Source organism: Providencia sp., from assembly GCF_040396775.1.
In the GTDB taxonomy this organism is placed as follows: Bacteria; Pseudomonadota; Gammaproteobacteria; order Enterobacterales; family Enterobacteriaceae; genus Providencia.
In genome coordinates this window covers 66,697-91,934 of the sequence record NZ_JBEBNT010000008.1, presented here as the reverse complement: position 1 = coordinate 91,934, position 25,238 = coordinate 66,697, and the positions used below count along the sequence as shown (strand labels likewise).

The window sequence follows — 25,238 nt, the reverse complement described above, 5'->3', positions numbered from 1 at the left end:
GAATGAATAGAAATTGATTACAGATAGCTTTTGGGCAGATATTACCGATTTATAGAACAAACAAATGCACAAAACGATAAAGCTGTTTTTGTTGTATTAATGTTAAATAGTAAGAAAAAGAACTATTCTAGCTGCAATATTTCTAGAATTTAACGAGTGAAAATTGTGTCAATAAAGCCGATTATGACCTCACCAAGCCGCAGCGCTACCGCGTTTCATATTGCTTTTACCGGTTTTCTTTCATTAATTGTGGTGATGGGGATAGGGCGATTTACGTTAACACCTCAAGTGCCCCTAATGATTGAAGAGCACCAATTAACGTTATCGAGTGCCAGTATTGTGGCTGCATGTAACTACCTTGGTTACCTACTGGGTTCTTTTGACGCAATGCGAGCACGTTCACATGTCGAAAGACGCATGTGGTTGGGCGTGTGGGGCGCTGTCGCTATCACGTTACTGAGCGCATTGTTTAATGGGCCGATATTACACAGTATTGCCCGTTTTGTGATTGGCTGGGCGAGCGGTATTGCGTTGGTCTTAGTGGCGGCATGGGCCAATGAAACCCTTGCGAGGCTTAATCGGCCTGCGCTCAGTGTGGCTGTTTTTGCGGGAACAGGAACGGGGATTTTCGTTAGCGGCATGTTAGCGGTGGGGATCCAACGATGGTATTTAACAGCGAGTGAAGCGTGGGTAATTTATGGTGTGCTCGCGTTAGTTTTGAGCCTATACATCAGCCGTTATTTACCGCGGACAGGGCAATGGCAACGGCCTGCGGGAGAAATCAAAAAATTAACGCTCACTCCTGAAATCAAGCGCTTAGTTTGGTGTTATGGGCTCGCGGGGTTCGGGTATATTTTGCCAGCCACTTTTTTATCACAAATGGCGGCGCAGCGTTTCCCTGATAGTTTATTTGCCCAGTTTGTTTGGCCTGTTTTTGGGGCATCCGCGGTAGTTGGAATTTTATTAGCGATGCTATTGCGAAATTTATCGACAACACGGAACCGTTTGGCCATTAGCTTATGGCTACAAGGTATGGGGATATTGCTAGCTGAGGTTATTCCCTCGATTTCAGGGCTGGTTATCTCGGCGGTATTGGTCGGCACAGGGTTTATGTGCACAGTGCAATTAGCGTTGCAGCTTGGCCGTGAACTGGCACCTGATCATAACCGTTTTATGGCAGGGTTATTGACCACTTTTTATGCTATCGGTCAGCTAGTTGGGCCAACATTATCATTTATTTCTACCTTTTTAACGGGAAAACTAGAACCCGCATTATACATCGCACTTATCGCGTTGGTGGTGGGCGGATTCTTGGTTTATCGTCGTTCTAATAAATAGCTTTGTTAATAAATATTTAATTAATTATATTTTATAAATAATGGCGATTTGCAGCAATGGGTTTACCATAGTGAATAAAGTTGTTGATGGGAATGCAAATATTTCACACCCGTTGTTGTGGTTGTACTGGATTATCTGCACCTGCTGTTTTAGAGTACGGCGCACACCTGCATTTTTATAAAAATAGTCACACCATTTGTGGAGGATCACATGTCATCTCTCAGTAAAGAGGCCGAATTAGTTCACGCTGCGTTAGAAGCCAGAGGGTTAGAAACTCCTTTGCGTATTCAGCCAAAATCAGGCGAGGAACGTAAGCAACTGATTGAAGGGCACATGACAGAGATCATGACGCTGCTCAACTTGGATTTAACCGATGATAGCCTCGCGGATACACCTCGTCGTATTGCAAAAATGTACGTTGATGAGATCTTTTCAGGGTTGGATTATGCCAATTTCCCTAAAATCACATTAATTGAAAATAAAATGAAAGTGGATGAAATGGTGACGGTTCGTGATATCACGCTAACCAGCACTTGCGAACACCACTTTGTCACTATTGATGGCAAAGCGATAGTGGCTTATATCCCAAAAGACAAAGTCATTGGGCTATCGAAAATCAACCGCATTGTGCAATTTTTCTCCCAGCGCCCGCAAGTTCAGGAACGTTTGACACAGCAAATTTTAGTTGCACTGCAAACTTTACTTGGAACTACGAATGTCGCTGTTTCCATTGATGCGGTGCATTATTGCGTTAAAGCGCGTGGTATTCGTGATGCAACCAGTGCGACCACGACAACATCATTAGGTGGGTTATTTAAGTCGAGTCAAAATACACGACAAGAGTTTTTACGTGCGGTTCGTCACTTGTAATTTATGACAACCATCACTCCATCAAGCCGCATCGAGCAGCTTGATACCGTTCGTGGCATGGCAATTCTTGGTATTTTTTTGTTGAATATCTTTGGTTTTGCTTTGCCACTCGCGGCCTATTTAAATCCCTATTACACCGCTAGCACGCCGCCTTCCGAAGCCTTTATTTGGATTATTTTTAACCTGTTTTTTCAAGGGAAAGTCCTCGCTATTTTTTCGATTCTATTTGGTGCGACACTGGCACTATTGCAGGCGCGAACCTTGAAATGGAATCATCGGCGTTTGTCTATTTTAGCTTTATTTGGCGTAATTCATGGAATTGGTCTTTGGGATGGTGACATTCTACTGGCTTATGCATTAACAGGGCTGGTGACTACGTATTTATTGAATCAATATGACGACGGAGCGTTATTGAAAATAGCGATATCCATTTATTTAATCGGCTTATTAATTCTGCTTATTTTAGGTTGGGGTGTTGACCCTCAAGGCTTCTGGCAGACATCAGATGAGCAAATCTATTTTGAATACAGCGCAAAAACGGTGGGTGGCATCGAGGGTGTTATTTATCGCATGAAAGAAATTCAAGCGATGCTGCAAATGTTATTTATTCAGTATGGTTGGCAGTTAATTGCATTGATGATTATTGGTGCGTTATTAATACGAAATGGTTGGTTACGCGGGCAATTTAGTGCCCTACATTATCGTCGCATGGCATTGGTTTTTATTGTACCTTCGTTGATTATTCAAGTGGTTGCGTTATATGGACAGAGCCAGTTTGGTTGGAGTTATTTTTCGACTTCAATTCTTGGCTACATCATTAATGAGTTAGTCATTCCTTTCCAGTCACTGGGTTATATTGCCTTGGTATATGGCTTTTGGGGTTGTATTCGGCATGCTGTGGTTGTTTCATGGTTACAAAATATTGGTCGGATGGCGCTGAGCAACTACATTTTACAAACACTGATTTGTACCACTATTTTTTACCATCTGGGGTATTTCGCACAATTTACCCGCTTTGAGTTACTGGCCTTTATTCCACCTGTTTGGCTAGCGAATATTCTGTTTTCGTATTATTGGTTACGATTTTTCAACCAAGGCCCACTGGAATGGGCGTGGCGAAAGCTAACGGAAAAGTTAAATCAAACGAATGAGTACCGTTAATTTAATTTGCTGACTTCATCAGGGGATACAGCAGGGTAGCCTTTGATACCATCGGGCATTTTTATTGGGGCAGGAATGGATTCTTGCTCACCTAAAAACTTAGGTTCACGTTTTAAAACATACACATCAGCAAGTGCGCCTAAGCGCGCAAATACTTCGCGAACACGAACTTTGAACATCCCCGCAGGCGCAGGAACCGCATAGCACTGTGCATCAATGCCTTTATGCTTAGCAATAAAAACGGCGCGCTCACAATGGAAACGTTGTGTGATGATAGTGAAGTTATCGGTATCAAAGACTTTTTTGGTGCGTACCACTGAGTCTAAAGTGCGAAACCCTGCAAAATCCATCACAATTTTAGAGGCAGGAACACCCGCTTTAATTAAATCCTTACGCATATTAATGGGTTCATTGTAATTGTGCGCACCATTATCACCGCTGAGTAGTAAATATTTTACTTTCCCACTGTGATAGGCTTCTGCTGCACCTTTGATACGGTTGGTGTAATAGAGATTGGTGGCACCAGAGGTGTAGTATTTGGATGTGCCAAGTACCATGCCAACATCACGGGCAGGCAATTGCGCTACATCTTCATAGATATAGGGCGCGGTATCCCAGCTAATCCAACGATCAAGTAGAATAATGGTCGTAACTGCTATCCCTGCAAGAATAAGAAGACCAATAAGCAGACGTTTCCTCATGTCCTAGCCTTGAAAATAAAAATCATAATAAGAAAGTGTTGGCCTCAGTAGACCCACTTCTAGGCTACTTGACTTAAATTAATGACGCAAGTCGCCCAACGTAAAGTCATGTCAATGTTGAGGTCGGGTTTAAAGTTGACCGCTATTAAGCCTGAGAGTTGATTTAAAATTAATCAGATATTGGATGAAAAATGGGTAAGTGAAAATTATTCAAAAAGTGAGTTGCTTCACAGAGCGAAATTTTTTGCCGAGATTGGCTGTTTGTTTTGAAATTTTAATTCTATATTTAATTCAATTGATGAAATTTCATTTCTTTAAGTGGGAGTCATCAGTCCATAAAACAAATATGAAAATCTGATATGTGAGGGAAATATGAAACTGACCACATTACTTGCCGCTAGCGTGATGATAGTGACAGCCAGTGTTGCGGCGAAAGAGTACCAAATTAATCATACTGACCAATTAAAATCATTAAATGATGCACAAAACGAAGCGGTATGGCAGCAAGCTGAAGTATTAACCGACTTTATTTATCCATGGGAAAAAGAAACACCACCAAAAACCGATTTTCGTGCACTTTGGAGTGATGATGCCCTTTATTTTCGCTTTATCGCGGATGATAAAGACATTCAGCTAGGTGATAACGCCGATAAAGACCAAGCGGTATTAGATTCCGACCGTGTTGAGCTATTTTTTGCTACCAGCCCTGAGCTCAAACCTTATTACACGGCAGAAATGGACCCTAAAGGCCGCACGTTCGATGCAAAAGCCAACTATTACCGTGAAGTGGACCCAAGTTGGAATTGGGAAACATTGCAAACGGTAGGCGAAATGACACCGAATGGTTATGTATTAACGGGGAAAATCGATTTGGATGAATTCACACGTTTAAATCTATGGCAAGACAAAGACAAGCAAACGTTAATGTGTGCCATTTTGCGTGGCGAATTCAGCGCAGGTGAAGAAAAACAAGTGCGTAAATGGATTAGCTGGATTAAACCCGATTCCGTGAAACCGGATTTCCATATTCCATCCGCTTTTGGTACCTGCAAATTTGTGAAGTAATCAAAGTGCCGGTCTTTTATGGCCGGCAAATACCTGTTTTTTCCTTGAATGAACTGTGAGAGCGATCATATTCGCTGACGAAAATATTCATTTGTTGTGATTTGATTTGAAATTAAAATTCACATGTAGTAATTTTTAATGAAATATAATTTCAATGTGAGGGCGTTTTAATGTCTCTAGCGGAAAATACACTGAGCGACTGCCTAAAAAATGAATTCAACCAAGAGACGCTACAGTTTTCACGGTTGGATACGTTAGCGATGGCCACTGCGATTAACCAAGCGGATGCAACGGTTGCAGGGGCAATTCAACAAGTTTTACCGAATATTGCTGCGGCGGTTGATGTAATCGCTGCGTGCATGAAACAAGGTGGACGGTTATTTTATATTGGTGCAGGTACCTCTGGTCGCTTGGCGGTATTAGACAGTGCGGAGTGCCCCCCGACATTTGGTACCTCCCCTGAATTAGTTCAATCCATTATTGCGGGTGGCCATGATGCCATGCTTAAAGCGGTTGAAAATATTGAAGATTCAACAAATGCAGCAATTGATGAACTCAAAAAACGTCAACTCACTGCAAAGGATGTGGTTGTTGGTATTGCAGCAAGCGGACGAACGCCTTTTACCCTTGCAGGCATTGAATATGCCAATGAAATTGGGGCATTAACTGTCGCGATCACCACACGGGGTCATGGGCTAATCAGTGATGTGGCGAAATTAGCCATCGCTCCTGACGTTGGGCCAGAAGTGCTATCGGGCTCTACACGCATGAAAAGCGGCACCGCACAAAAAATGATTTTAGGCATGCTTAGCACATGTGTGATGGGGCGTTTAGGGCGTATTCATACCAATTTAATGGTTGATGTTGTCGCAAGTAATTATAAGTTATTACGCCGCGCAGAGCGTATTGTCAGTGAAGTTTGCGGTATTGATACCGAAGCCGCAGCACGGTTACTAGAGCAAGTGGATTACCATCCACGACGCGCAATTTTGATGTTTGAATTACAAATTAATGCACAGCAAGCAACGGAACTCGTTCAACAGCATCCAAATACTACATTGGATAGCCTGTTAGAAACTCGCCGTTAATAAATGGGAAAAAAATGCGGGTAAGCTATCAAAATAGCTGCGCCAACATTAGGGGAACGATATGGCTAATAAAATAGAACATCTGGAAGTACTCGCCAGAGAAATAGAAAAATATGCGGGCGGCTTTGAGAACGTGGCAACATTGACCCACTGTATGACTCGTATCCGTTTAGTCTTAAAAGATAATGAAAAATTTGATGCCGACGCCTTAAAGCAAATCGAAGGGGTGAAGGGCGTTATTTTTAATGGCGAGCAACAACAAGTGATTGTTGGTATGGGAACCGCGGCAAAAGTGTTTTCGGTGATGAACAAGCGCATGCAGGGCAGTGGCGCAGCGAGCACAGAAAATACAGAACCTGAAAAGAAAAAAGGTTTCTCAATTCGTCGTACGCTGAATACACTCGCCGCGATTTTCGTACCAACCATTCCCGCGCTAATTGGTTGTGGTCTGATTATGGGGCTGATTAATATTGTTCGATTAGTCGCGCCTGAAGTGGTCGATCAGTTCCCCGAACTGTTCAAATTATTGAAGTTAATCGGTAGTGCAGTGTTTGCTTACCTGTCGATTATGATTGGGGTTAATACCGCAAAAGAGTTAGGGGCATCAACGTCGATTGGTGCTGTGATGGCGGGCTTGTTGTCAATGCCAGGGTTAGCGGATATCACCTTATTTGGTTCAAAATTAGTGCCAAATAGCGGCGGTATTTTTGCGGTCTTAATGGTGGTGGTGTTCTCCTCCAAATTTGAAGTGTGGTTTAGAAGCATCATCAAAGAGAGCTTAGACCTGATTGTGACGCCATTTGTGACCATTTTAGTTTCAGCGATGGTGGCAATTGCAGTGTTCCAACCTGCGGGGCATTATTTAAACCAAATTTTGGCACAAGGTGTCTCCGTTGCGTTATTAAATAGTGGTGGCGGTGCGGTCGCAACGGGCGGGATCTTAGGCGGCAGCTTCCTGTTCTTATTGTTAACAGGGTTACACCAAGGCTTAATTCCAATTCACGCAGAAATCTTACAAACCTTTGGTTTAAATTACTTATTCCCTATCTTAGCCATGGGCGGTATGGGGCAGGTGGGTTCCTGTTTCTGGGTATTCTTAAAAACTAAAAACCAACGCCTGAAAAAAACCTTAGTCGGTGCGTTACCGGTGGGGATCTTTGGTGTGGGCGAGCCACTGCTATTTGGCGTGTCATTGCCACTGGGTAAACCTTTCATTGCGGGTTGTATTGGAGGGGCTGCGGGCGGGGCGTTAATGGCGTTCTTCCATGTGGGGATCATCATCCCATTTGGCACCGCAGGGTTATCGTTAATCCCATTAGTGGGTGATGGCCAAATCCTTGATTTCCTCATTGCCGTTGCAGGCGCATGGATTGTCGGATTCATTGCCAGTATGATAATAGGCTTCACCGATCCTGAAAAATAATTAAATAAGGAATAGCCATGTCGACACTGACGGTAAAACTGGAAAGCTTGCAGACAAGAGGTAAAGGCACTGAACAGCGGATCGCGAAATTTTTACTTGATAATCGCGAAAGCTTAATTGCTATGAATGCCGCTGAGTTAGCCCAAGCGGCAGGGGTTAGTAGTGCGTCTGTTATTCGCTTTTCACGCCAAATGGGTTACCGTGGCTATCCTGAATTTAAGGTGGATTACCTCTCTGATGAGAAACAACATAAAGCAGAAAGCCTGTATGGTAATTTGAGTCGTAGCGATGATACTTCTCAAATTATTGCAAAAACGGGACAAATGTTTATTTCAGCGATTGAAAAATCCCTTGAGCTATTAGAGCCATCAATGGTTGATGAAGTCGCCAAGCGTATGGTTGATGCCAAACGTATTGTGTTGTTTGGGATTGGCTCTTCAGCGATTGTGGCGAGTGATGTTTTCCATAAACTGATCAGGGTAAACAAGCACACATTATTTAGTTATGACTTGCATGTTCAACTGAGCTACTCTGCGAATTTAAGTGCGGATGATTTTGCAATTGCAGTGACTGCGCGTGGAAACACACTAGAAATCAATAATATGCTTCGTTCTGCTAAAGAGGCAGGCTGTTCTACTGTCGCCTTATGCCGTTTTGGGCAAGATGATGCGACAAAACTGGCCGATTTCACTTTACCGTACTTTTATGATGAACAGCACACGCAGCTTGGTGTCATTACCCCACAAGTTTTGCAGATGGTGACGTTCGATACACTGTTTTTTAAATACCTCACTCTCGCAGACAGTGATGCCGATGCAGCACTGCAAAAAGGGCGGCGAGCCCTGATACAAGGCAAGAATTAATGATTTTAACGGAGTTAGCCATCGGTGCGGTGATCGGGTTGATCATTAGCACCACGGGTGTTGGCGGCGGGGTGATTGTCTTGCCAATACTCACCTACTTTTTCGGCTTAAATGCATTGGCGGCGGTGGCAACGGCGAACTTTTTATCGATGTTGATGAAAATTTCTTCCTCATATATGCATTTTCGCCTCGGGAATATCCCATTCAAAGGGGCCATGATTGTTTTAGCAATTATGTTGCCAAGTACGTTTTTAGCCAGTTTGTTAGTGACATGGCTGGGTAGTCTTGAGGGGTATGAAAAACAAGTTGAATGGGGGATTAACCTTCTCGTTGCAGCAGCAATTATTTTTTCCCTTTATTTATTTGTGCAGAGAATGTTTTTCGCCGCACCAGCAAAAATGACAGTGGTGCAAACTTCCCAATTGAAGTCGATGGCTCTCCCCGCAGTATTAGCAGGAATTGTTCTTGGGGCAACGGGGGTTGGTGGTGGCGTAGTTGTCTTGCCTATGTTGTTGCGTTATATGCAATTGAATATTAAGCAGGCGATAGGGACATCGATTTTTGTCACAACGGTATTGTCTGGGTCATCGGCACTGGCCTATGCGCAGGAAGGGTATACTGACTTAAAACTGGCGCTTATTTTATGCGCGGGCGCATTGATTGTGATGCCAGTGGCGAAATATTTACTGGTTCACCTGTCAGAGCGGACATTCCAATATACTACCTTGCTGTTGATTGCCTGTAGCGCAGTTATGATGACACTGAATTTATTCTCTTTTTAAATAAACAGCCCTATTATTTATATGGCAAATAATAGGGCAAGTTAGCTAATCTAAATTCCATTTCTTTAAATGATTCAGTTCTTTTTCCATTTCTTGGTAAATAAAAACTCGCTCATCATTTAGGTCTTCATCTTGTGAGGATGAATAGTGCTGTAATGTGAAAATAAGTAATCCCGCCGCAATCACAGAAATTAATAAACTGGAAAGGTGTTTCGCCAACGGTGTGGATTGCGGTGCGAGAACAAAAGCACCACTAATAACCGCACCCAAAATAGCGCCGCCGATATGTGCTGCATTATCAATACCAGACTGTAAGCCATTCACTAAAGTTAAAGCGATCATCCCAATGATATTATACAGCGGGCGTTTTAATTGGCTTTTTTCTTCACCAGACAAATTGGGGTTATTAAGGGCTTTTAAAAGGTAAATAACCGAGGCGGCAGCAAGCCCCATAATGGCACCCGATGCACCAATACTGACAGTAATATAAACCATATTATCAGGTAAATATAAGCTGTTCCATGAGTTCATTGATGCGCGACTGGTGGCTTCTCGAATGCTTTCGCTATATTGCCAATAAGCACTAAAGAACGCCGCACCAATACCTGAAAAGAGGTAAATAGCGAGGTACCTGAATTTACCGTATGTTCGTTCACATTCAATCCCTATCACAAACAGTGCCAAGGTATTTAAGGCGAGGTGAAAGCCCCCTGAATGCAACACCATACTCATTGGATAGCGCCACCAATCACCCGTTAAGGAGAGCTGGTAAACATTCGCACCAAATATTAATAAGTTATTTTCTTGGGAATCAAGGGGGGCAGCATAGGTAAGCTGATAAAAATAAACGGTAATATTTACGGCGACTATCAATAAAGTGAGTGCCATGGCCCAAATGGAAAACTTTGGTTTATGGGGAGTGTGAGTCTCTAAAGGGTCAGCCATTTCAATATCCTATCTCTGCGTTGTATTGATATATTAAATAAGCTAAGTCATTAGCGCAATTTACCATTATCTGAACTCGTGTAATTTTTATGTTTTTTCAGACAAATAACAAAAATAAAAAAGGCGCATATTTTATGCGCCTTTCAATTTGATAAACAATAAATTAGAACGAAGTACGTTTATAAGTACGGTACTCTGGTTTCCAGAAATTGCGCTCAATGGCTTCATCCAATGCGCTATCAGAGGTGACAGTTGCTACGCCTTGAACCTGGGCTTCTTTAGCGACTTGTTTCGCAATAATCCGTGAAACATCTTGGATATCAGATAACAAGGGTAATAAAGCCCCTTCGCCATTTTTTGCCAGTGGTGAACAGCTTGCTAATGCGCGGCTAGCCGCCATTAACATGCCATCTGTGACACGTTTTGCACCTGATGCGATAACGCCCAAACCAATTCCTGGGAAAATATAGGAGTTATTGCACTGGGCAATTGGGAAAATTTGCTCTTTATACGATACAGGGCTGAATGGGCTGCCTGTCGCAACCAGGGCTTTTCCGTCTGTCCAATTGATGATGTCTTCTGGGCGAGCTTCAACGCGTGAGGTTGGGTTCGACAATGGCATCACAATCGGGCGTTCACAGTGCTTGTGCATCTCTTTGATGATTTCTTCGGTGAATAAGCCTGCTTGACCTGAAACACCAATCAAAATAGTGGGTTTGGCATTGCGAACAACATCCAGCAATGAAATTGAATCGCTGTCTACATCCCAACTGGCTAAATTAGCGCTGTTTTGGGTTAATTTTGCTTGGAAATCGAGTAGGTTAGGGAGTTTATCCGTCAATAAACCAAAGCGGTCAACCATGTAAATGCGTGAGCGAGCTTCTTCGTCGCTTAACCCTTCGGATTTCATTTGGGCAATGATTTGCTCGGCGATACCACAACCCGCGGAGCCTGCACCCAAGAACGTTACACGTTGGTCACTTAATTTACTGCCTGCGGCATGGCTGGCGGCGATAAGGCTGCCTAATGCGACGGACGCAGTCCCTTGAATATCATCATTAAAGCAGCATAGCTCATCACGGTAACGGGTTAACAATGGCATCGCATTTTTCTGTGCGAAGTCTTCAAATTGCAGTAAAACATTTGGCCAACGGCGCTTAACCGCTTGCACAAACTCATCGAGAAATTCGTTGTATTCGTCGCCAGTAATACGCGGATGACGCCATCCCATATACAGCGGGTCATTCAAGCGTTGCGGGTTATTCGTTCCCACATCAATAACAATTGGTAAGGTATAAGCAGGGCTGATACCGCCACATGCGGTATACAGTGACAGTTTACCAATTGGAATGCCCATACCACCGATACCTTGGTCACCAAGGCCTAAGATGCGCTCACCATCCGTCACGACGATAACTTTTACGTTTTGTTTTGTGGCGTTTTGCAGCATATCGTCAATATGTGCGCGGTTTGGATAAGAAATAAATAACCCACGGGCACGGCGGTAGATATCAGAGAAATGTTCGCATGCTTCACCCACGGTTGGGGTGTAGATGATTGGCATCACTTCGGTTAAGTGGGCATCAATCAAGCGATAGAATAAGGTTTCGTTGGTATCTTGAATGTTTCTTAAGTAGATGTGTTTATCGATATCGGTTTTAAAATCAATTAATTGACGATAAGCACGCTCAACTTGCTCTTCAATAGTTTCAACTTGCTCAGGCAGTAAGCCATGCAGGTTGAAGTTCGCGCGCTCTTCTTCGGTGAACGCACTGCCTTTATTCAATAAAGGGAATTCAAGTAAAATTGGGCCAGCGTAGGGGATATAGAGAGGGCGTTTTGTTTCGTATTCATGTTCCATGAAATATCACTCTTCGGACGATTAATCAACAAAGTCAGGGTAGATCCTAAGCTAAACAGGAAATATGTACAGTAAATAATGATGCAAAATCGTTAAAAATTTTGTAGACATAATAAAGAATTTAGTTAAGGAATGAAACTAAAGCGCACTTTTACGTTGCAATTACGGTGGGTAGATCACGGTTAGTAAAATAATGGTTTTAATCAATTTTTTTAAATTTAAAGGTGAAAATACAGTTTTCTTTATTATTTCCTGAATTTGTTAATTTATTTTTATCTTTAGCCTAGAAAATGTTTTTTTAACTAAATAGCAATAAAATTATATTTTAAAATATCATATATTGCTGCATGTTTTTATTTTTCATAAATTATAAACGCTGTTATATCTTAAATTATTTTTAATAAGGAGCATTACCGTGTTTGGTTTAATTTTGAAATATAAAAAAACGGTGTTATTAATAGTGGTTTTCTTCTTGAGTATTTTAAATTATTCAAAGGCTAATTATAATTCAGCAGAAACAATCAGAACAGTCGACCAATATCTTTATGAGAATAAATATGGTTCACCCATATTTGGCCGTATTGTGGCAGATTACTTTTATTTGGTAATGAAAGAAAAAGGTAAACCTATCAATAAAGACTTAATGGATAAACTACATTATGACCATGCATTAGAAACACTTACCGTATTAAATAGTAAGCTAATAAAGCAAAGTTCTGGGGAAAATGTCTCTCGCGATATGACCTACAAAGAAGCCGATGAATTACATTATTTGGTAATGTTACGTAATAAAATTCCAGAAGAGGCTTGGGTATTAGGCGTTGTGTTTTCTGTATTAGGCGAAAAACAAAAAGAATTCTACTGGCAAAAAATCATGGAAGCGTCAGGCGATAGAGGGCAAGAATTATCGGTGATATACAGCTTAATGAAAGTGATGTTAGAAAAAGGAAAAAAAACAAACGACAAAGAAAAAATCATAATTAATAAATGGCATAAACGGATGGATAAAATATTATCCATGGCAAAGTATTGACCATATATATGAATTAATCAATCTTGAGGTATAAGCAAAATATGCGATTTAATGTTTTTTTAATACTTCCACTATTATTATTTTCGTGTGCTATTAATGCAAACAATCGGCCCGGATTTGTGTGTGGAAAGTTTAACGGTAATGTTGTTGAAGTTCCTCGGGAATATGTTGACTTTATTGCTGAGTATGAGGGGTATAGCTATTTTTATCCAAGGTTTATTGAAAATAAAACAGGGTGTGATGCTAATTTCACTGTATTGCCTTTAAGAATGACATGGCCGGAGATGAAACCCGTCGATAGAATGAAGTTAGATCAAAATGAAGATAAAATAAGTATTGCAGTAAAACCAATGACAAATGATACAGCAACAATGAATAAATTTAGGGATAATTTAATAAACAGTGATTATTTAGGTATCAGAAGTGATGTTTATTATGATGATGAACTTGACCTCTATTTTGTTGAATATTTAAAAAAAGATGCAACAAAATATAAAGGTAAAGCATACCAAGATAAGACACGAGTGTATTGGGCTGAAAATAAAAATGAAGTAATGAGTATAATTAAATGCCATTGGTTAACTTTAAAAGGAGGCTATCATAGATGTGATATAAATGGACGTATCCCAGAAATTGATGCTTATTTTCAAACGGATATAAAATGGAATCAAATTAGTCAATGGGAACGTATTTTATTCAAGTCAAAGAAATTTGTGATTAACCATCTTAAATAGAAAAGGAATTTCAATGTTAAATAATAAGAAATACAGTGCTAGCCGAGAGTTTACAGAGCATGATATTAATACAATAAAAAAATATTTAAGAGAGGACAAAAGCCCGAAAGAAATGTATCAGTATTTAGCTAATAAAGGCGATAGGTACGCATTGTTTGCCGGAGTTAGTGGTAGCGAAGGGGGTTTCTGGGGACGATCGACATTATATTTTTCATCGAATAGAGATTTATGGTTAAATAGGGAGTTCCTTGATGATATATATGAAGAAATAGATTTTAATTTAGCTAATGAGTATCTTATTTTGCTAGAGAATAAACTTAATAAATCGGGAGGAAAACTTGTTGAACTCACTGATCTTAGCTACGAAGAGTTGGTTGAAATTAATCGAAAAGCTTGTGATGTCAGTTGGTTTAGTATTGATGATTGGTATTTAAATGGTGTATTTGAATCACTTTCTTTGAGCGAAAGGCAGGGGTTTTGGTCTCACAGGTTAAATTCTAGTACTGAATTTAAAGAACAAGTTAATCATCATTATAAAACATTTGAGATGATGCTTAAAAAGCATATTTCAAGTACAGAAAATAAAAATGAGATAACAAAAAAATGGTTAAGTAATAATTTCTATGTCACAGAGTACAGAGGGTTAACTGGGAATAAACTTAAAGGCTATTTCGATATAATAGCTTCTGATCCTGAGTTGAAAGATCTTATTAATAAGATAGATAAAAGTATAAAAACAGAGGAGGAGGAACTGGGTGAGGTGATCTCATGGACGTTTCACTATGTAGATCCTGAAAATTTATTAACCCAAGATGCTGCATTATTAATGAAAAATGAAAATATATTATTTTGGGAAAGTAAAGAAGAAAAATTAAAATTTTTAATTAATGATGTTAGAGAAAATATTCATAATCGTAGAAAGAAGCGTTCTGCACTATTTGATGTTAATGAACAGGATAAATTTGAATTACATTTAAAAGATGTACAGGATGTGTGTGAAAAATTGGAAGAGAAAAGAGATCCTCAAATTTTATATAATTACTTTGAAGCTAATAATGAAAGGTATGGTGTGATTCCAAATGGGCTTGTTAGAGGTGATTCGTTTGCAGGAAAAATGGCAACAAATTTCTTAATTGAAAGAGCTAGAAAAGATAATATCATATTAGATTCCAATGATTTGAAAGAAGTTCAACTTAAAATAGCTATTAAGAATTGTAACCTAGTACTTGATAAATTCAAGTATAATAATACTAAAGTTTTGCGTGAAAGAATGGATATTGTTGAAGTTAAAAAAATACATGACGATTCATTTAGTGATTTGAATTTACCTAAAGATGCATGGACATTATCAATTCCATTACAGATTATCCCTGCTGATAAACACAACGAAGTTTATAAAGAAATGTTAATAAATTCAGGAAATAGCCAAAATGAAGTTGAGTTTGGACTTTATCTAATGGATGAAATGATGATGGAAATAATAAAAAATCCATCTAAAGAAAAATTTAATTTGTTTGTTGAATGGGCTAATACGGTATCTACAGTTGATAATATAAAAGAAACAGGATCTGTTTTTGGCGAATACCTTGCAGAGAGAGGAACGACAGCAACAGAATATATAACTGCTAAAGTGAGAGAGTTAAGAGAAGTTATCCCTAAAAGCGATTTGGATTTCAGCGGGGAAGCGAATTTAAGTTCAGATAAAAAAGCGCCAGTGACAAGTGGTGGAATAATGCCAGCAAGCCACCCACTTGAAAATATGCCTTCCATGAAAAACTTACACAATCCTTCTAATACTTCTCAATCTACAGAGCTAAATTTTAGCGGACACGATGTTTCATCGAGCTTTCTAGAAGGCAGAATACAAAGTAATCATCACCTTGAAAATATGCCTTCTATGAGGAATTTATCTAATTCTTCTAATATGTCTCACTCAACGGAATTTAATTTTAGTGGGTATGATGTTTCATCGAGTTTTCTAGAAGGTAGAATACAAAGCAATCATCACCTTGAAAATATGCTTGGAAACCTTAGTGAAAACATGTCTTCCATGAACCATTCTGCGAACTCTTTTGGTAAAGATTTTAGAATGCCACAAGCACCAAGTATTTCTGACTTTAGCTACGGTGGTTATGGTAGTTCTTCATCCAGATTTTCGTTCTAATCTGTATTCATACACCATAATTTTTCAATAAAAAACGGTGGTTATTGAAATTGAGAAATAACCTCAATAACCACCGCCTTAATCTTTGATACTTAATATGATTTAAATGGATTAATCCAAATAAACCAATTCCACTTGTCGGCAACCTAGTGCATTTAAGGTATTTTCAGTGGTACACCATTGTTTCACTATCGCATCTTGCTTTTCAACCAACTTAGCTTGCTCAATGGCATGGATATCTTTACCAGCAAGGTTAATCATAATTAACGCGGCTTGCAGTGGTGGTAAGCTTGGGTTGAATGCCGCATTTTCAGCGTAGCGCCCTGTAAACAGTGAACCATCTTTGAGCTGCACCGCAATACCTGAATGGGATTCACTATAAGGTGCATGGGATTGATTAGCGGCCTCAATAGCGGCACTTAACAGCCTGTCACGGCTTTGGTTGTTATAACCATGCTGAACAGAATCAAGCAATAGTGTCGTAATGTTTAAATCGGCTGGGCCAAATGAATCAGGTAAATAGTGGTGTAGTACCGCAGGCTCACGACCCGGTAAGTGCACCATAATTTTACCGCCTTCGCGCAATTCATTCATAAATTGTCGGCAATGGCCACATGGGGTGTAATTCACGGTGATTGATGTAATTTGCTTTTCGCCTTTCATCCACGAATGAGTGATCGCACATTGCTCCGCGTGGATCACTTGCCCCATCGAAACATGGCTAAATTCCATATTGGCGCCGAAATATAAATTACCGCTAGCGCCGCAAGCGATTGCACCAACGTGGAAATGGGAGATAGGTGTAACGGCATAGGCCGCTGCAAAAGGGAGTAGTGAGAATGCTAACTCTGAGTCGCTAACACCGCTTTGCGCTTTAATGTGTTGTACTTGCTCAGCCGTTAGCATTCCGGCGAAATCGGATTTATCAATGATAGGTCTAAGTACAGACTGTAGCTTCTCTGGAAGCTCGGCCCAAGCGGCCTTAAATCTTGAATGCATGAGTTACCCTCCCTATTTAATTGTTTTTATTCTATTCAATAAAGCACACAATAATATGTGACTTAAATCACTAATTTAAATGAAACATGTGAAACAAATTCTTTAATTGAGAGATGTATCTCATGTTTTTAGTGTTCGATGATGAGTAAGAGAATATCGTTTTCCCTTACTCATCATATTTAACGGGGTGTGTAACTAATAAGATTAGCTAAAAAGATGCAAAATGACAGGAAATATAAATGGCGCACTTAACGAGGTGATCACCCCACAGGTCATCAATGCGAGTGAACTATAAGCCCCCTCAATGTAATTAACTTCAGCACAACGTGCGGTGCCTAATGCGTGGGAAGCCGTTCCCATCGCAAGCCCGCGAGACGCATGGGTGCGAACACGTAGGGCATCAAATAAACTGTGCCCGAACATTGCGCCTAAAATACCGACAAACAACACGCAAGCGGCGCTAATTGCGGGGATCCCACCAACTGAATCAGCAACCGCCATCGCGATGGGTGTTGTGACTGATTTCGGCAATACGGAGGCTGCGATATCCGGCGTTGCTCCAAGCCAAAATGCAATTGCTGCACCACTGAACATCGCGACGATGCTACCCGCAAAGCAGATGCTAAATAGGGATTTCCATTGGGCACGAATTTGGTGCATTTGCTCGTAAAGAGGGAAAGCCAATGCCACAACGGCGGGTTGCAGTAAATCATTTAGAATTTTACTGCCAGCAAAATAATGCTCATAGGAGGTATTGGTAATAACCAATATGGCGATAAGCACCGCAATGGTAATTAATAATGGGTTTAATATTGGCAGTTTAAATTTCACTGACAATTTGCGAGCAAGGTAAAACACCACAATTGTCAGCGGTAATGACCACCAAATGTGCGTTAACATTATTCGTTCCCCTTAGTTTTATCATTATTAATCACCGAAGAAATTGGTTCTTCAGGGGGAAGGGGAACTTCATCAGCTTTAGCGCCCACGACAGGGCGCTCTTTGTGAATATAGTTGGAACTGATAGCGACAACTATCATCACAATTAAGGTACTGACCATGCAAGAAACCACAATCGGGATCAGTTGTTGGCTCAGTAAGTCATAATAATTCATGATCCCCACACCGATAGGCACAAACAGAATGGTCATATTTTTCAATAAAATACTGCATCCGGGTTGTGCCCAGTGAGCAGGGATAATTTGCAGTGCCAGTAGTGCAAACAGAATGAGCATACCGACAATACTGCCAGGAATAGCGAAAGGAAGTAAGGTAGAGATAAGGTTTCCGACAATCAGGCAGAGGTAAAGTATTGCGAAAGCGCGCAAATACTGCCATCCCGTTATCAGCACCTGTTTAAATGACATGAGATTTGTCCCGTAACTTGATATCTATTCATCATACAATTAACTTTATAATTGTGCTACCGATCACAATAAAAAGACAATAAAAAAGTGGAGAGTTTTTTGGTCTCCACTTCAGAGCGCGGTCAAACATATTATGTTTGGCTGCGGGTTTAATCGATTTTTAAAACAAGTTACTTAACTTGCATACCCGGCTGTGCGCCGCTATCTGGGCTGAGCAGATAAATATCTTTCCCACCAGGGCCTGCTGCCATGACCATACCTTCGGAAATACCAAAGCGCATTTTACGTGGTGCAAGGTTAGCGACCATCACCGTTAAACGGCCTTCTAACGCTTTTGGATCTGGATAAGCAGAACGGATGCCTGAGAACACTTGGCGTGTTTCACCACCGATATCTAACTGTAATTTCAGTAGTTTATCTGACCCTTCAACAAAATCAGCGTGTTTGATTAGTGCAATTCGCAGATCGATTTTTGCAAAATCATCAAAGGTGATTGTATCTTGGATTGGGTTATCCGCCAGCGGGCCAGTCATTTGCTGGATTGGCTTGATGCTTTCTTTTGATGCTTCAACCATCGAATCCACTTTTGTCATTTCAATACGGTTAAACAGGGCTTTGAAAGGTGCGACATCGTGGTTAAGTAATGGTGTGTTAATCGCATCCCAAGACAGTTCAGTATTCAAGAACGCTTCTGCACGTTTTGTCAGACCCGGTAAAACGGGTTTCAGGTAAGTCATTAGGATGCGGAATAGGTTGATACCCATTGAGCAGATATCTTGCAACTCTTGGTCTTTACCTTCTTGTTTAGCAACCACCCAAGGGGCTTTTTCATCAACATAGCGGTTAGCGACATCGGCTAGTGCCATGATTTCACGAATTGCTTTACTGTATTCGCGATTGCAATAATCTTCACCGATAACTTTCGCTGCATCAACAAATTGCTGATATAACTCAGGCTCTGCTAAGTTTGCAGATAACTTGCCATCAAAGCGCTTAGCAATAAAGCCTGCGTTACGCGAAGCTAAGTTAACCACTTTATTCACGATATCGCTATTGACACGCTGGACGAAGTCTTCAAGGTTTAAATCGATATCATCGATACGTGAAGACAGTTTTGCTGCGTAGTAATAACGTAAGCAGTCAGCATCTAAATGGTCTAAATATGAGCGCGCAGTGATAAATGTACCGCGGGATTTAGACATTTTCGCGCCATTAACCGTGACATAACCATGGACAAACAGGTTAGTTGGTTTACGGAATTGGCTGCCTTCTAACATCGCAGGCCAGAACAGGCTGTGGAAATAGACGATATCTTTACCGATAAAGTGGTAAAGATCTGTTTTCGCGTCTTTATTCCAGAATTCATCGAAACTCAGATCACCGCGTTTGTCACACAGGTTTTTAAATGAACCCATGTAACCAATTGGTGCATCTAACCAGACATAGAAATATTTGCCTGGCGCATCTGGAATTTCAAAGCCGAAATACGGCGAATCACGGGTAATATCCCACTGTTGCAGGCCAGATTCGAACCACTCTTGCATTTTGTTCGCCACTTGCTCTTGCAGTGCGCCTGAGCGAGTCCATGCTTGTAGCATGTCGCTAAATGCTGGCAAATCGAAGAAAAAATGTTCTGAATCACGCATCACAGGTGTTGCACCAGAGATGACCGAACGCGGGTTGATTAACTCTGTTGGGCTGTAGGTTGCGCCACACACTTCACAGTTATCACCGTATTGGTCTTCTGCTTTACATTTCGGGCAAGTGCCTTTAACGAAGCGGTCTGGTAAGAACATGCCTTTTTCTGGGTCGAAAAGCTGAGAAATAGTGCGGTTTTTAATAAAACCGTTATTTTTCAGTTTCCCATAAATCAGTTCTGATAACGCTTTATTTTCTTCACTGTGTGTGGAGTGATAGTTATCATAGCTAATGGAAAAATCTGCAAAATCGTTCTGATGTTCTTGGCTCATTTCAGCAATCATAGCTTCAGGTGTGACACCTAGCTGCTGTGCTTTAAGCATGATTGGGGTTCCGTGCGCGTCGTCGGCACAGATGAAATGAACCTCTTTGCCGCGCATTCGCTGATAACGGACCCAAATATCAGCCTGAATGTGTTCCAGGATATGACCAAGATGGATTGAACCGTTAGCATAGGGTAACGCACAGGTTACCAGTAATTTATTCGCGACTTGAGACATAGTAACTTTCTTACTTCCATTATTTGAAAAGGGTCTTTGATGTTAACCGATCAAAACCATCGCTGCTAGGGGTATAAAAGATTAATTGGAAATTTGTTGGAAAAAGAAATTTTTGCCTCTTCGTGGCTTTTCCTGCGCTTGGCAATCACTATTTTTCGTGTTCTCTGTTATGATTAACCTCAGTCAAAGTATATCCGTCTAATCTCAGGTAGCTTATCGAGTTATATAGGATATCTATAGTTCAAAAATATAAATAAAGGAGCCGGGATGAACGATAAATCCCCCGAGCAGAACAAACCAGAACTGCTGACTGAACAAGTCTCCAAAGTTTTGGCTTCATTTACACACCCAACACTGCAACGTAATCTGATTTCTATCAAAGCGTTACATCATTGTGCAATGTTGGACAATGTGCTGCACGTCGAATTAGTCATGCCATTTGTTTGGAAAGGCCCTTTCCAAACGCTAATTAGCGAAAAAACGGCAGAGCTAAAACAACTCACTGGCGCTCACGCGGTTGAATGGAAATTACGTCACGATGTGACAACGCTAAAACGCGCGAATGATTTGCCTGGCATTAATGGCGTGCGCAATATTCTTGCGGTGAGCTCAGGTAAAGGCGGCGTGGGTAAATCGAGTACTTCCGTTAACCTCGCGTTAGCACTGGCGCAAGAAGGGGCGAAAGTTGGTATCCTTGATGCGGACATTTATGGCCCGTCGATTCCAAATATGTTAGGCACAACATTAGAGCGCCCAACGTCACCTGATGGTCAGCACATGGCGCCAATTATGGCGTATGGTTTAGCGACTAACTCAATCGGTTATTTAGTTACTGATGATAACGCGATGGTGTGGCGTGGCCCGATGGCTAGTAAGGCGTTAATGCAAATGTTGCAAGACACCTTATGGCCAGATTTAGACTATTTAGTTATCGATATGCCACCGGGAACGGGTGATATCCAATTAACACTTTCACAAAACATCCCTGTAACAGGTGCGGTTGTGGTCACAACACCACAAGATATCGCACTGGTCGATGCCATGAAAGGTATTGTGATGTTTAAGAAAGTGAATGTGCCAGTATTAGGCGTTATTGAAAACATGAGCGCGCACATTTGCAGTAACTGTGGCCATGTTGAGCCAATTTTTGGTACGGGTGGTGCAGAAAAATTGGCTGAGAAATACAACACGAAACTGTTAGGCCAAGTTCCGCTGCATATTTCTTTACGTGAAGACCTTGACCGTGGTCAACCAACTGTTATGCGCGACCCTGAAGGTGAATTTGCGGATATTTACCGTGAAATCGCATCGGGTATTTCTGCATTAATGTATTGGGAAGGGGATAAAATCCCAACGGAAATTTCATTCCGCGCGGTGTAATTTAGCGTAATTCAATAGGGGCTATTTAGTGTTTAACATTAAATAGCCTTTTTTATTTGTACTGAGCGCCAGCCCTGTAATTTCCCTTTTTCTGATTTATCTGTGGATTGTTTCTCTATTGAGAAAGGATCGCGTAGAATAAATTAATAGTGTTGTTGAATTCTTTTCCTATGGGTAAGCCCTAAAAGGTGATTATGAAATTTTTAATTTTTATTGTCGTAGTGGTGCTGATCGTTATTTATTTTTATAACCGTATCGTGGCATTACGTGAAGCCGTGGTTTCCAGCGAAACTGAAATTTCAGTTCAATTAGACAGACGCGGAAAAGTGTTTGATAGCTTACTTGCGACGGTAAAAAAATATTTAAGCCATGAAACGGAAGTGTTCAGTAAAATTACCGAACTGCGCACTCAGGCTCAAAATGCGACGGGTGATAAAGCACGTGAAGCGGAAGATGCGCTATCCAAAATGGTGAGCAGCGGGGCGATTAATGTCGCAGTTGAAGCCTATCCAGAGCTGAAATCTGATGCAATCATGGCAAATTTGCAAGAAGAAATCGTGTCTTCAGAAAATAAGCTTTCTTTTGCAAAACGTGGTTATAACCGTACTTTAGAAACCTATAATGCTTATATTGCATCCATGCCTGCCGCGCTTATTGTTGGCATTATTCCTAGCTTAAAAATATCAAAAGAATACTGGCGCCTTGATGAAGAGACGATTAAGTCCGAAGAGTCACGTCGTATTAATTTCGACTAATTATCGATTAACCGCCATTTGGCAAATTATCGGAACAGCTTAGGATGTTCCGATAATTATCTGTGATAGAAAGCAGGGTATTTTATGGATTTTCGTAACGTCATACGTAAAAATAATATTCGGACTCGTTTTGTGGTGATGAGCTATATTTTTATTATGCTTATCATTGGGTTATTAGCGGATATTGCCACGCATCCAAATGAACAGTTAGATTTGTTTGATAATGCAATGGAATTTGTGACGTTAAAAGAAATGCCAATTGCGACATTTATCGTTTTAGGTTTGACATTCCTTGGGTTGATTTATATTCATTTTCGAGGCCATAAAATGATGTTGGCAGGGATGAATGCGAAAGAAATCAACCCAGAAAATGCCACCAGTTCAGAAGAAAAACAGCTGTTTAATATTATTGAAGAGCTTAGTTTAAGTGCGAGTTTAGGTTATATTCCCCGTTTATATATTTTAGAAAGTGATGAGCCAAATGCATTTGCTGCGGGCTGGAATGGTCGTAATGCGTTGGTTGGCGTGACGCGTGGTCTGCTTCAAACACTGAACCGGCAAGAAGTGCAAGCCGTTCTGGCTCACGAGGTCGGCCATATTATACACGGTGATTCGAAGCTGACCCTGTATGTGGGTATCTTAGCGAACGTGATTTTGACGGTAACCAACGTATTTAGTCAGATTTTTATTCGTACCGCAGGGCGAAGCCGTAATAATGTGGCTAATAAAGCCCAAATGATTTTAATGGTCTTGAATTTTGTGTTGCCGTGGATCACGCAAATTCTGTATTTTTATTTGTCCCGTACTCGTGAATATATGGCGGACGCGGCGGCAGTTGATCTCACTTCTGATAACCAAGCGATGATCAGCGCGCTGAAAAAAATATCTGGGCAACATGAAACGCATGAATATGATGAGAGCAGTACAGGGCAGGCTTACCGTAAAGCAGCTTATATTTTTAATAAAGGGGATTCTGTGTTTTCCACTCACCCTTCTATTGAAAATCGCATTGCTGCATTAGAAGGTAAGAAGCCATTTTAGCCCTATAAATTAAAGGGCTAATCAGCAATTCCCCATTTTCTATCGAATATTGGCGTTTTTTTTAGCGAACTTTGTCGAGGGACGCTGGAACAACACGCCATTACCCCCTATAATTCCGCCAACGTAACATTTTGATGTTATGTATTTTCATTTCTAAAATATTTAACCAGGTTATCATTTTATGACTGACATAGCGCATCACTGTACCATTGTAGGTATATCGGGAGCCTCTGCATCTGGCAAAAGCTTAATTGCAAGCACTCTATATCGTGAATTACGAGAAAAGGTCGGTGATCATAATATCGGTGTTATTCCAGAGGACTGTTATTATAAAGACCAAACAGATGTGCCAATGGAAGAACGACTTAAAGTGAACTATGACCATCCGAATTCAATGGATCACAGTTTGCTTTTTGAACACCTCCGATCACTAAAAAGTGGTCAAGCAGTAGAAATCCCGCAATACGACTATGTCGCTCATACTCGCAAAGAAAAAACCATCACATTCAAACCTAAAAAAGTCATTATTATTGAAGGTATTTTATTGTTAACCGATAAACGCCTACGTGGTGAGATGGATTTTTCGATTTTTGTTGATACACCACTCGATATTTGCTTGATGCGCCGCATTAAACGTGATGTAAATGAACGTGGTAGAACATTAGATTCCGTGATTGACCAATACAATAAAACGGTTCGCCCAATGTTTTTACAGTTTATTGAGCCATCGAAGCAATATGCCGATATTATTGTGCCTCGCGGTGGGAAAAACCGTGTGGCAATTGATATCTTAAAAGCGAAGATCGGGGAATTCTGCCAAGATTAATCAAGGCAGAGACTAACAATATGAAGGGGGAAACAGCCATGCGTCTTTGTGATCGCGATATTATTCAATGGATGGATGATGGTAAATTAGTGATCAGCCCACGGCCACCTGTTGAACGGATCAATGGTGCAACCGCAGATGTTCGTTTAGGAAATCAGTTTCGTGTTTTTCGAGGACATACCGCGGCATTTATCGATCTTAGTGGCCCAAAAGATGAAGTAAATGCTGCTCTGGATCGTGTAATGAGTGATGAGATCGTGTTAAGTGAAGACGAGCCATTTTTCTTACATCCAGGGGAATTAGCACTTGCAGTGACGCTTGAGTCTGTTACGCTCCCTGATAACCTTGTGGGTTGGCTTGATGGTCGCTCATCACTGGCCCGATTAGGCTTGATGGTGCACGTTACCGCACATCGCATTGACCCCGGCTGGAAAGGGCAAATCGTGCTAGAATTTTATAATTCAGGTAAGTTACCGTTAGCATTACGCCCTGGCATGGTCATTGGGGCGCTGAGCTTTGAGCCATTATCGGGCAGTGCAGATCGCCCTTATAATAGCCGCCAAGATGCAAAATATAAAAACCAACAAGGGGCTGTTGGTAGCCGTATCAGTGAAGACTGATACTCGCTAAACTTCGCGGGAATT

The 25,238-nt window shown here is 41.0% G+C and carries 23 protein-coding genes; 16 read left to right on the top strand and 7 right to left on the bottom strand.

Going from position 1 to position 25,238, the window contains the following annotated elements; translation table 11 throughout:
• The first annotated feature begins 183 nt into the window (after positions 1 to 183).
• The 3 genes from ABWP91_RS10890 to yeiB all read left to right on the top strand — a co-directional run bounded on the left by ABWP91_RS10890 (position 184) and on the right by yeiB (position 3,369).
• Entirely contained in the window at positions 184 to 1,338 is a 1,155-nt protein-coding gene (locus tag ABWP91_RS10890) for a YbfB/YjiJ family MFS transporter (protein ID WP_353243348.1), read from the top strand.
• 210 nt (positions 1,339 to 1,548) lie between these two features.
• Positions 1,549 to 2,208 (top strand): GTP cyclohydrolase I FolE, encoded by a 660-nt coding sequence (gene folE / locus ABWP91_RS10885; protein ID WP_353243302.1) that lies wholly within the window; start codon positions 1,549 to 1,551, stop codon positions 2,206 to 2,208.
• A 3-nt stretch (positions 2,209 to 2,211) separates the two neighbouring features.
• A complete protein-coding gene (yeiB, locus tag ABWP91_RS10880; RefSeq protein WP_353243301.1) occupies positions 2,212 to 3,369 on the top strand; it encodes a DUF418 domain-containing protein YeiB in 1,158 nt (385 codons plus the stop codon).
• On the opposite strand, the gene sanA is transcribed toward yeiB, so the two are convergent.
• Complete coding sequence (gene sanA, locus ABWP91_RS10875) at positions 3,366 to 4,070, bottom strand: outer membrane permeability protein SanA (RefSeq protein ID WP_353243300.1); 705 nt, start codon at positions 4,068 to 4,070, stop codon at positions 3,366 to 3,368. The genes yeiB and sanA overlap by 4 nt on opposite strands.
• 372 nt (positions 4,071 to 4,442) lie before the next feature.
• Here sanA and ABWP91_RS10870 point away from each other — a divergent pair, with 372 nt between their 5' ends.
• The 5 genes from ABWP91_RS10870 to ABWP91_RS10850 all read left to right on the top strand — a co-directional run bounded on the left by ABWP91_RS10870 (position 4,443) and on the right by ABWP91_RS10850 (position 9,291).
• Positions 4,443 to 5,135 carry a carbohydrate-binding family 9-like protein gene (locus ABWP91_RS10870; protein WP_353243299.1) on the top strand — a complete coding sequence of 231 codons (693 nt, stop codon included), beginning with the start codon at positions 4,443 to 4,445 and terminating at the stop codon, positions 5,133 to 5,135.
• A 170-nt stretch (positions 5,136 to 5,305) separates the two neighbouring features.
• Positions 5,306 to 6,223, top strand: a complete 918-nt coding sequence (gene murQ, locus ABWP91_RS10865; RefSeq protein WP_353243298.1) for an N-acetylmuramic acid 6-phosphate etherase — start codon at positions 5,306 to 5,308, stop codon at positions 6,221 to 6,223.
• A gap of 61 nt (positions 6,224 to 6,284) precedes the next feature.
• Positions 6,285 to 7,646, top strand: coding sequence for a PTS transporter subunit EIIC (locus ABWP91_RS10860; protein ID WP_353243297.1), 1,362 nt, complete (start codon positions 6,285 to 6,287; stop codon positions 7,644 to 7,646).
• A gap of 17 nt (positions 7,647 to 7,663) precedes the next feature.
• Positions 7,664 to 8,509 carry a MurR/RpiR family transcriptional regulator gene (locus ABWP91_RS10855; protein ID WP_353243296.1) on the top strand — a complete coding sequence of 282 codons (846 nt, stop codon included), beginning with the start codon at positions 7,664 to 7,666 and terminating at the stop codon, positions 8,507 to 8,509.
• Positions 8,509 to 9,291: a sulfite exporter TauE/SafE family protein gene (locus ABWP91_RS10850; RefSeq protein WP_353243295.1), complete on the top strand. Its 783-nt coding sequence runs from the start codon at positions 8,509 to 8,511 to the stop codon at positions 9,289 to 9,291. Before ABWP91_RS10855 ends, ABWP91_RS10850 begins: the two co-directional genes overlap by 1 nt.
• A gap of 45 nt (positions 9,292 to 9,336) precedes the next feature.
• Here ABWP91_RS10850 and ABWP91_RS10845 read toward each other — a convergent pair whose 3' ends face one another.
• Positions 9,337 to 10,236, bottom strand: a complete 900-nt coding sequence (locus ABWP91_RS10845; RefSeq protein WP_353243294.1) for a rhomboid family intramembrane serine protease — start codon at positions 10,234 to 10,236, stop codon at positions 9,337 to 9,339.
• Positions 10,237 to 10,399: 163 nt separating this feature from the next.
• Positions 10,400 to 12,097 carry an NAD-dependent malic enzyme gene (locus ABWP91_RS10840; RefSeq protein WP_353243293.1) on the bottom strand — a complete coding sequence of 566 codons (1,698 nt, stop codon included), beginning with the start codon at positions 12,095 to 12,097 and terminating at the stop codon, positions 10,400 to 10,402.
• Positions 12,098 to 12,512: 415 nt separating this feature from the next.
• Here ABWP91_RS10840 and ABWP91_RS10835 point away from each other — a divergent pair, with 415 nt between their 5' ends.
• From ABWP91_RS10835 to ABWP91_RS10825, 3 genes are read left to right on the top strand one after another with little or no spacing between them, the layout of a single operon-like run.
• On the top strand, positions 12,513 to 13,130 hold the full coding sequence (locus ABWP91_RS10835) for a hypothetical protein (protein ID WP_353243292.1): 618 nt from the start codon (positions 12,513 to 12,515) through the stop codon (positions 13,128 to 13,130).
• A 41-nt stretch (positions 13,131 to 13,171) separates the two neighbouring features.
• Positions 13,172 to 13,864: a hypothetical protein gene (locus ABWP91_RS10830; RefSeq protein WP_353243291.1), complete on the top strand. Its 693-nt coding sequence runs from the start codon at positions 13,172 to 13,174 to the stop codon at positions 13,862 to 13,864.
• 13 nt (positions 13,865 to 13,877) lie between these two features.
• Positions 13,878 to 16,028 carry a hypothetical protein gene (locus ABWP91_RS10825; RefSeq protein ID WP_353243290.1) on the top strand — a complete coding sequence of 717 codons (2,151 nt, stop codon included), beginning with the start codon at positions 13,878 to 13,880 and terminating at the stop codon, positions 16,026 to 16,028.
• Between the two features lie 111 nt (positions 16,029 to 16,139).
• Here ABWP91_RS10825 and cdd read toward each other — a convergent pair whose 3' ends face one another.
• The 4 genes from cdd to metG all read right to left on the bottom strand — a co-directional run bounded on the left by cdd (position 16,140) and on the right by metG (position 20,592).
• Entirely contained in the window at positions 16,140 to 17,027 is an 888-nt protein-coding gene (gene cdd / locus ABWP91_RS10820) for a cytidine deaminase (protein WP_353243289.1), read from the bottom strand.
• 204 nt (positions 17,028 to 17,231) lie between these two features.
• Entirely contained in the window at positions 17,232 to 17,927 is a 696-nt protein-coding gene (locus ABWP91_RS10815) for a CidB/LrgB family autolysis modulator (RefSeq protein ID WP_353243288.1), read from the bottom strand.
• Positions 17,927 to 18,394, bottom strand: coding sequence for a CidA/LrgA family protein (locus ABWP91_RS10810; RefSeq protein WP_353243287.1), 468 nt, complete (start codon positions 18,392 to 18,394; stop codon positions 17,927 to 17,929). Before ABWP91_RS10810 ends, ABWP91_RS10815 begins: the two co-directional genes overlap by 1 nt.
• Before the next feature lie 170 nt (positions 18,395 to 18,564).
• Complete coding sequence (gene metG, locus ABWP91_RS10805) at positions 18,565 to 20,592, bottom strand: methionine--tRNA ligase (protein WP_353243286.1); 2,028 nt, start codon at positions 20,590 to 20,592, stop codon at positions 18,565 to 18,567.
• Between the two features lie 267 nt (positions 20,593 to 20,859).
• Here metG and apbC point away from each other — a divergent pair, with 267 nt between their 5' ends.
• From apbC to dcd, 5 genes are all read left to right on the top strand, one after another.
• Positions 20,860 to 21,972, top strand: coding sequence for an iron-sulfur cluster carrier protein ApbC (gene apbC, locus ABWP91_RS10800; protein ID WP_353243285.1), 1,113 nt, complete (start codon positions 20,860 to 20,862; stop codon positions 21,970 to 21,972).
• Between the two features lie 194 nt (positions 21,973 to 22,166).
• Entirely contained in the window at positions 22,167 to 22,727 is a 561-nt protein-coding gene (locus ABWP91_RS10795; RefSeq protein ID WP_273804443.1) for a LemA family protein, read from the top strand.
• Positions 22,728 to 22,811: 84 nt separating this feature from the next.
• Complete coding sequence (gene htpX, locus ABWP91_RS10790; protein WP_353243284.1) at positions 22,812 to 23,768, top strand: zinc metalloprotease HtpX; 957 nt, start codon at positions 22,812 to 22,814, stop codon at positions 23,766 to 23,768.
• Positions 23,769 to 23,949: 181 nt separating this feature from the next.
• The gene (gene udk / locus ABWP91_RS10785; protein WP_353243283.1) at positions 23,950 to 24,594 is read left to right on the top strand and encodes a uridine kinase; all 645 of its coding nucleotides are present in this window, start codon (positions 23,950 to 23,952) and stop codon (positions 24,592 to 24,594) included.
• Positions 24,595 to 24,632: 38 nt separating this feature from the next.
• On the top strand, positions 24,633 to 25,214 hold the full coding sequence (gene dcd / locus ABWP91_RS10780; protein WP_206085396.1) for a dCTP deaminase: 582 nt from the start codon (positions 24,633 to 24,635) through the stop codon (positions 25,212 to 25,214).
• Positions 25,215 to 25,238 lie beyond the last annotated feature (24 nt).

What these genes read in the sequence shown, in the direction of transcription:
- ABWP91_RS10795 (WP_273804443.1), top strand. Translation starts at nt 22,167, where the DNA reads ATGAAATTTTTAATTTTTATTGTCGTAGTGGTGCTGATCGTTATTTAT.
- cdd (WP_353243289.1), bottom strand. Translation starts at nt 17,027, where the DNA reads ATGCATTCAAGATTTAAGGCCGCTTGGGCCGAGCTTCCAGAGAAGCTA.
- ABWP91_RS10815 (WP_353243288.1), bottom strand. Translation starts at nt 17,927, where the DNA reads ATGTTAACGCACATTTGGTGGTCATTACCGCTGACAATTGTGGTGTTT.
- ABWP91_RS10860 (WP_353243297.1), top strand. Translation starts at nt 6,285, where the DNA reads ATGGCTAATAAAATAGAACATCTGGAAGTACTCGCCAGAGAAATAGAA.
- murQ (WP_353243298.1), top strand. Translation starts at nt 5,306, where the DNA reads ATGTCTCTAGCGGAAAATACACTGAGCGACTGCCTAAAAAATGAATTC.
- ABWP91_RS10830 (WP_353243291.1), top strand. Translation starts at nt 13,172, where the DNA reads ATGCGATTTAATGTTTTTTTAATACTTCCACTATTATTATTTTCGTGT.
- udk (WP_353243283.1), top strand. Translation starts at nt 23,950, where the DNA reads ATGACTGACATAGCGCATCACTGTACCATTGTAGGTATATCGGGAGCC.
- ABWP91_RS10810 (WP_353243287.1), bottom strand. Translation starts at nt 18,394, where the DNA reads ATGTCATTTAAACAGGTGCTGATAACGGGATGGCAGTATTTGCGCGCT.
- htpX (WP_353243284.1), top strand. Translation starts at nt 22,812, where the DNA reads ATGGATTTTCGTAACGTCATACGTAAAAATAATATTCGGACTCGTTTT.
- ABWP91_RS10825 (WP_353243290.1), top strand. Translation starts at nt 13,878, where the DNA reads ATGTTAAATAATAAGAAATACAGTGCTAGCCGAGAGTTTACAGAGCAT.
- folE (WP_353243302.1), top strand. Translation starts at nt 1,549, where the DNA reads ATGTCATCTCTCAGTAAAGAGGCCGAATTAGTTCACGCTGCGTTAGAA.
- dcd (WP_206085396.1), top strand. Translation starts at nt 24,633, where the DNA reads ATGCGTCTTTGTGATCGCGATATTATTCAATGGATGGATGATGGTAAA.
- ABWP91_RS10840 (WP_353243293.1), bottom strand. Translation starts at nt 12,097, where the DNA reads ATGGAACATGAATACGAAACAAAACGCCCTCTCTATATCCCCTACGCT.
- metG (WP_353243286.1), bottom strand. Translation starts at nt 20,592, where the DNA reads ATGTCTCAAGTCGCGAATAAATTACTGGTAACCTGTGCGTTACCCTAT.
- ABWP91_RS10855 (WP_353243296.1), top strand. Translation starts at nt 7,664, where the DNA reads ATGTCGACACTGACGGTAAAACTGGAAAGCTTGCAGACAAGAGGTAAA.
- apbC (WP_353243285.1), top strand. Translation starts at nt 20,860, where the DNA reads ATGAACGATAAATCCCCCGAGCAGAACAAACCAGAACTGCTGACTGAA.
- ABWP91_RS10870 (WP_353243299.1), top strand. Translation starts at nt 4,443, where the DNA reads ATGAAACTGACCACATTACTTGCCGCTAGCGTGATGATAGTGACAGCC.
- yeiB (WP_353243301.1), top strand. Translation starts at nt 2,212, where the DNA reads ATGACAACCATCACTCCATCAAGCCGCATCGAGCAGCTTGATACCGTT.
- sanA (WP_353243300.1), bottom strand. Translation starts at nt 4,070, where the DNA reads ATGAGGAAACGTCTGCTTATTGGTCTTCTTATTCTTGCAGGGATAGCA.
- ABWP91_RS10890 (WP_353243348.1), top strand. Translation starts at nt 184, where the DNA reads ATGACCTCACCAAGCCGCAGCGCTACCGCGTTTCATATTGCTTTTACC.
- ABWP91_RS10845 (WP_353243294.1), bottom strand. Translation starts at nt 10,236, where the DNA reads ATGGCTGACCCTTTAGAGACTCACACTCCCCATAAACCAAAGTTTTCC.
- ABWP91_RS10850 (WP_353243295.1), top strand. Translation starts at nt 8,509, where the DNA reads ATGATTTTAACGGAGTTAGCCATCGGTGCGGTGATCGGGTTGATCATT.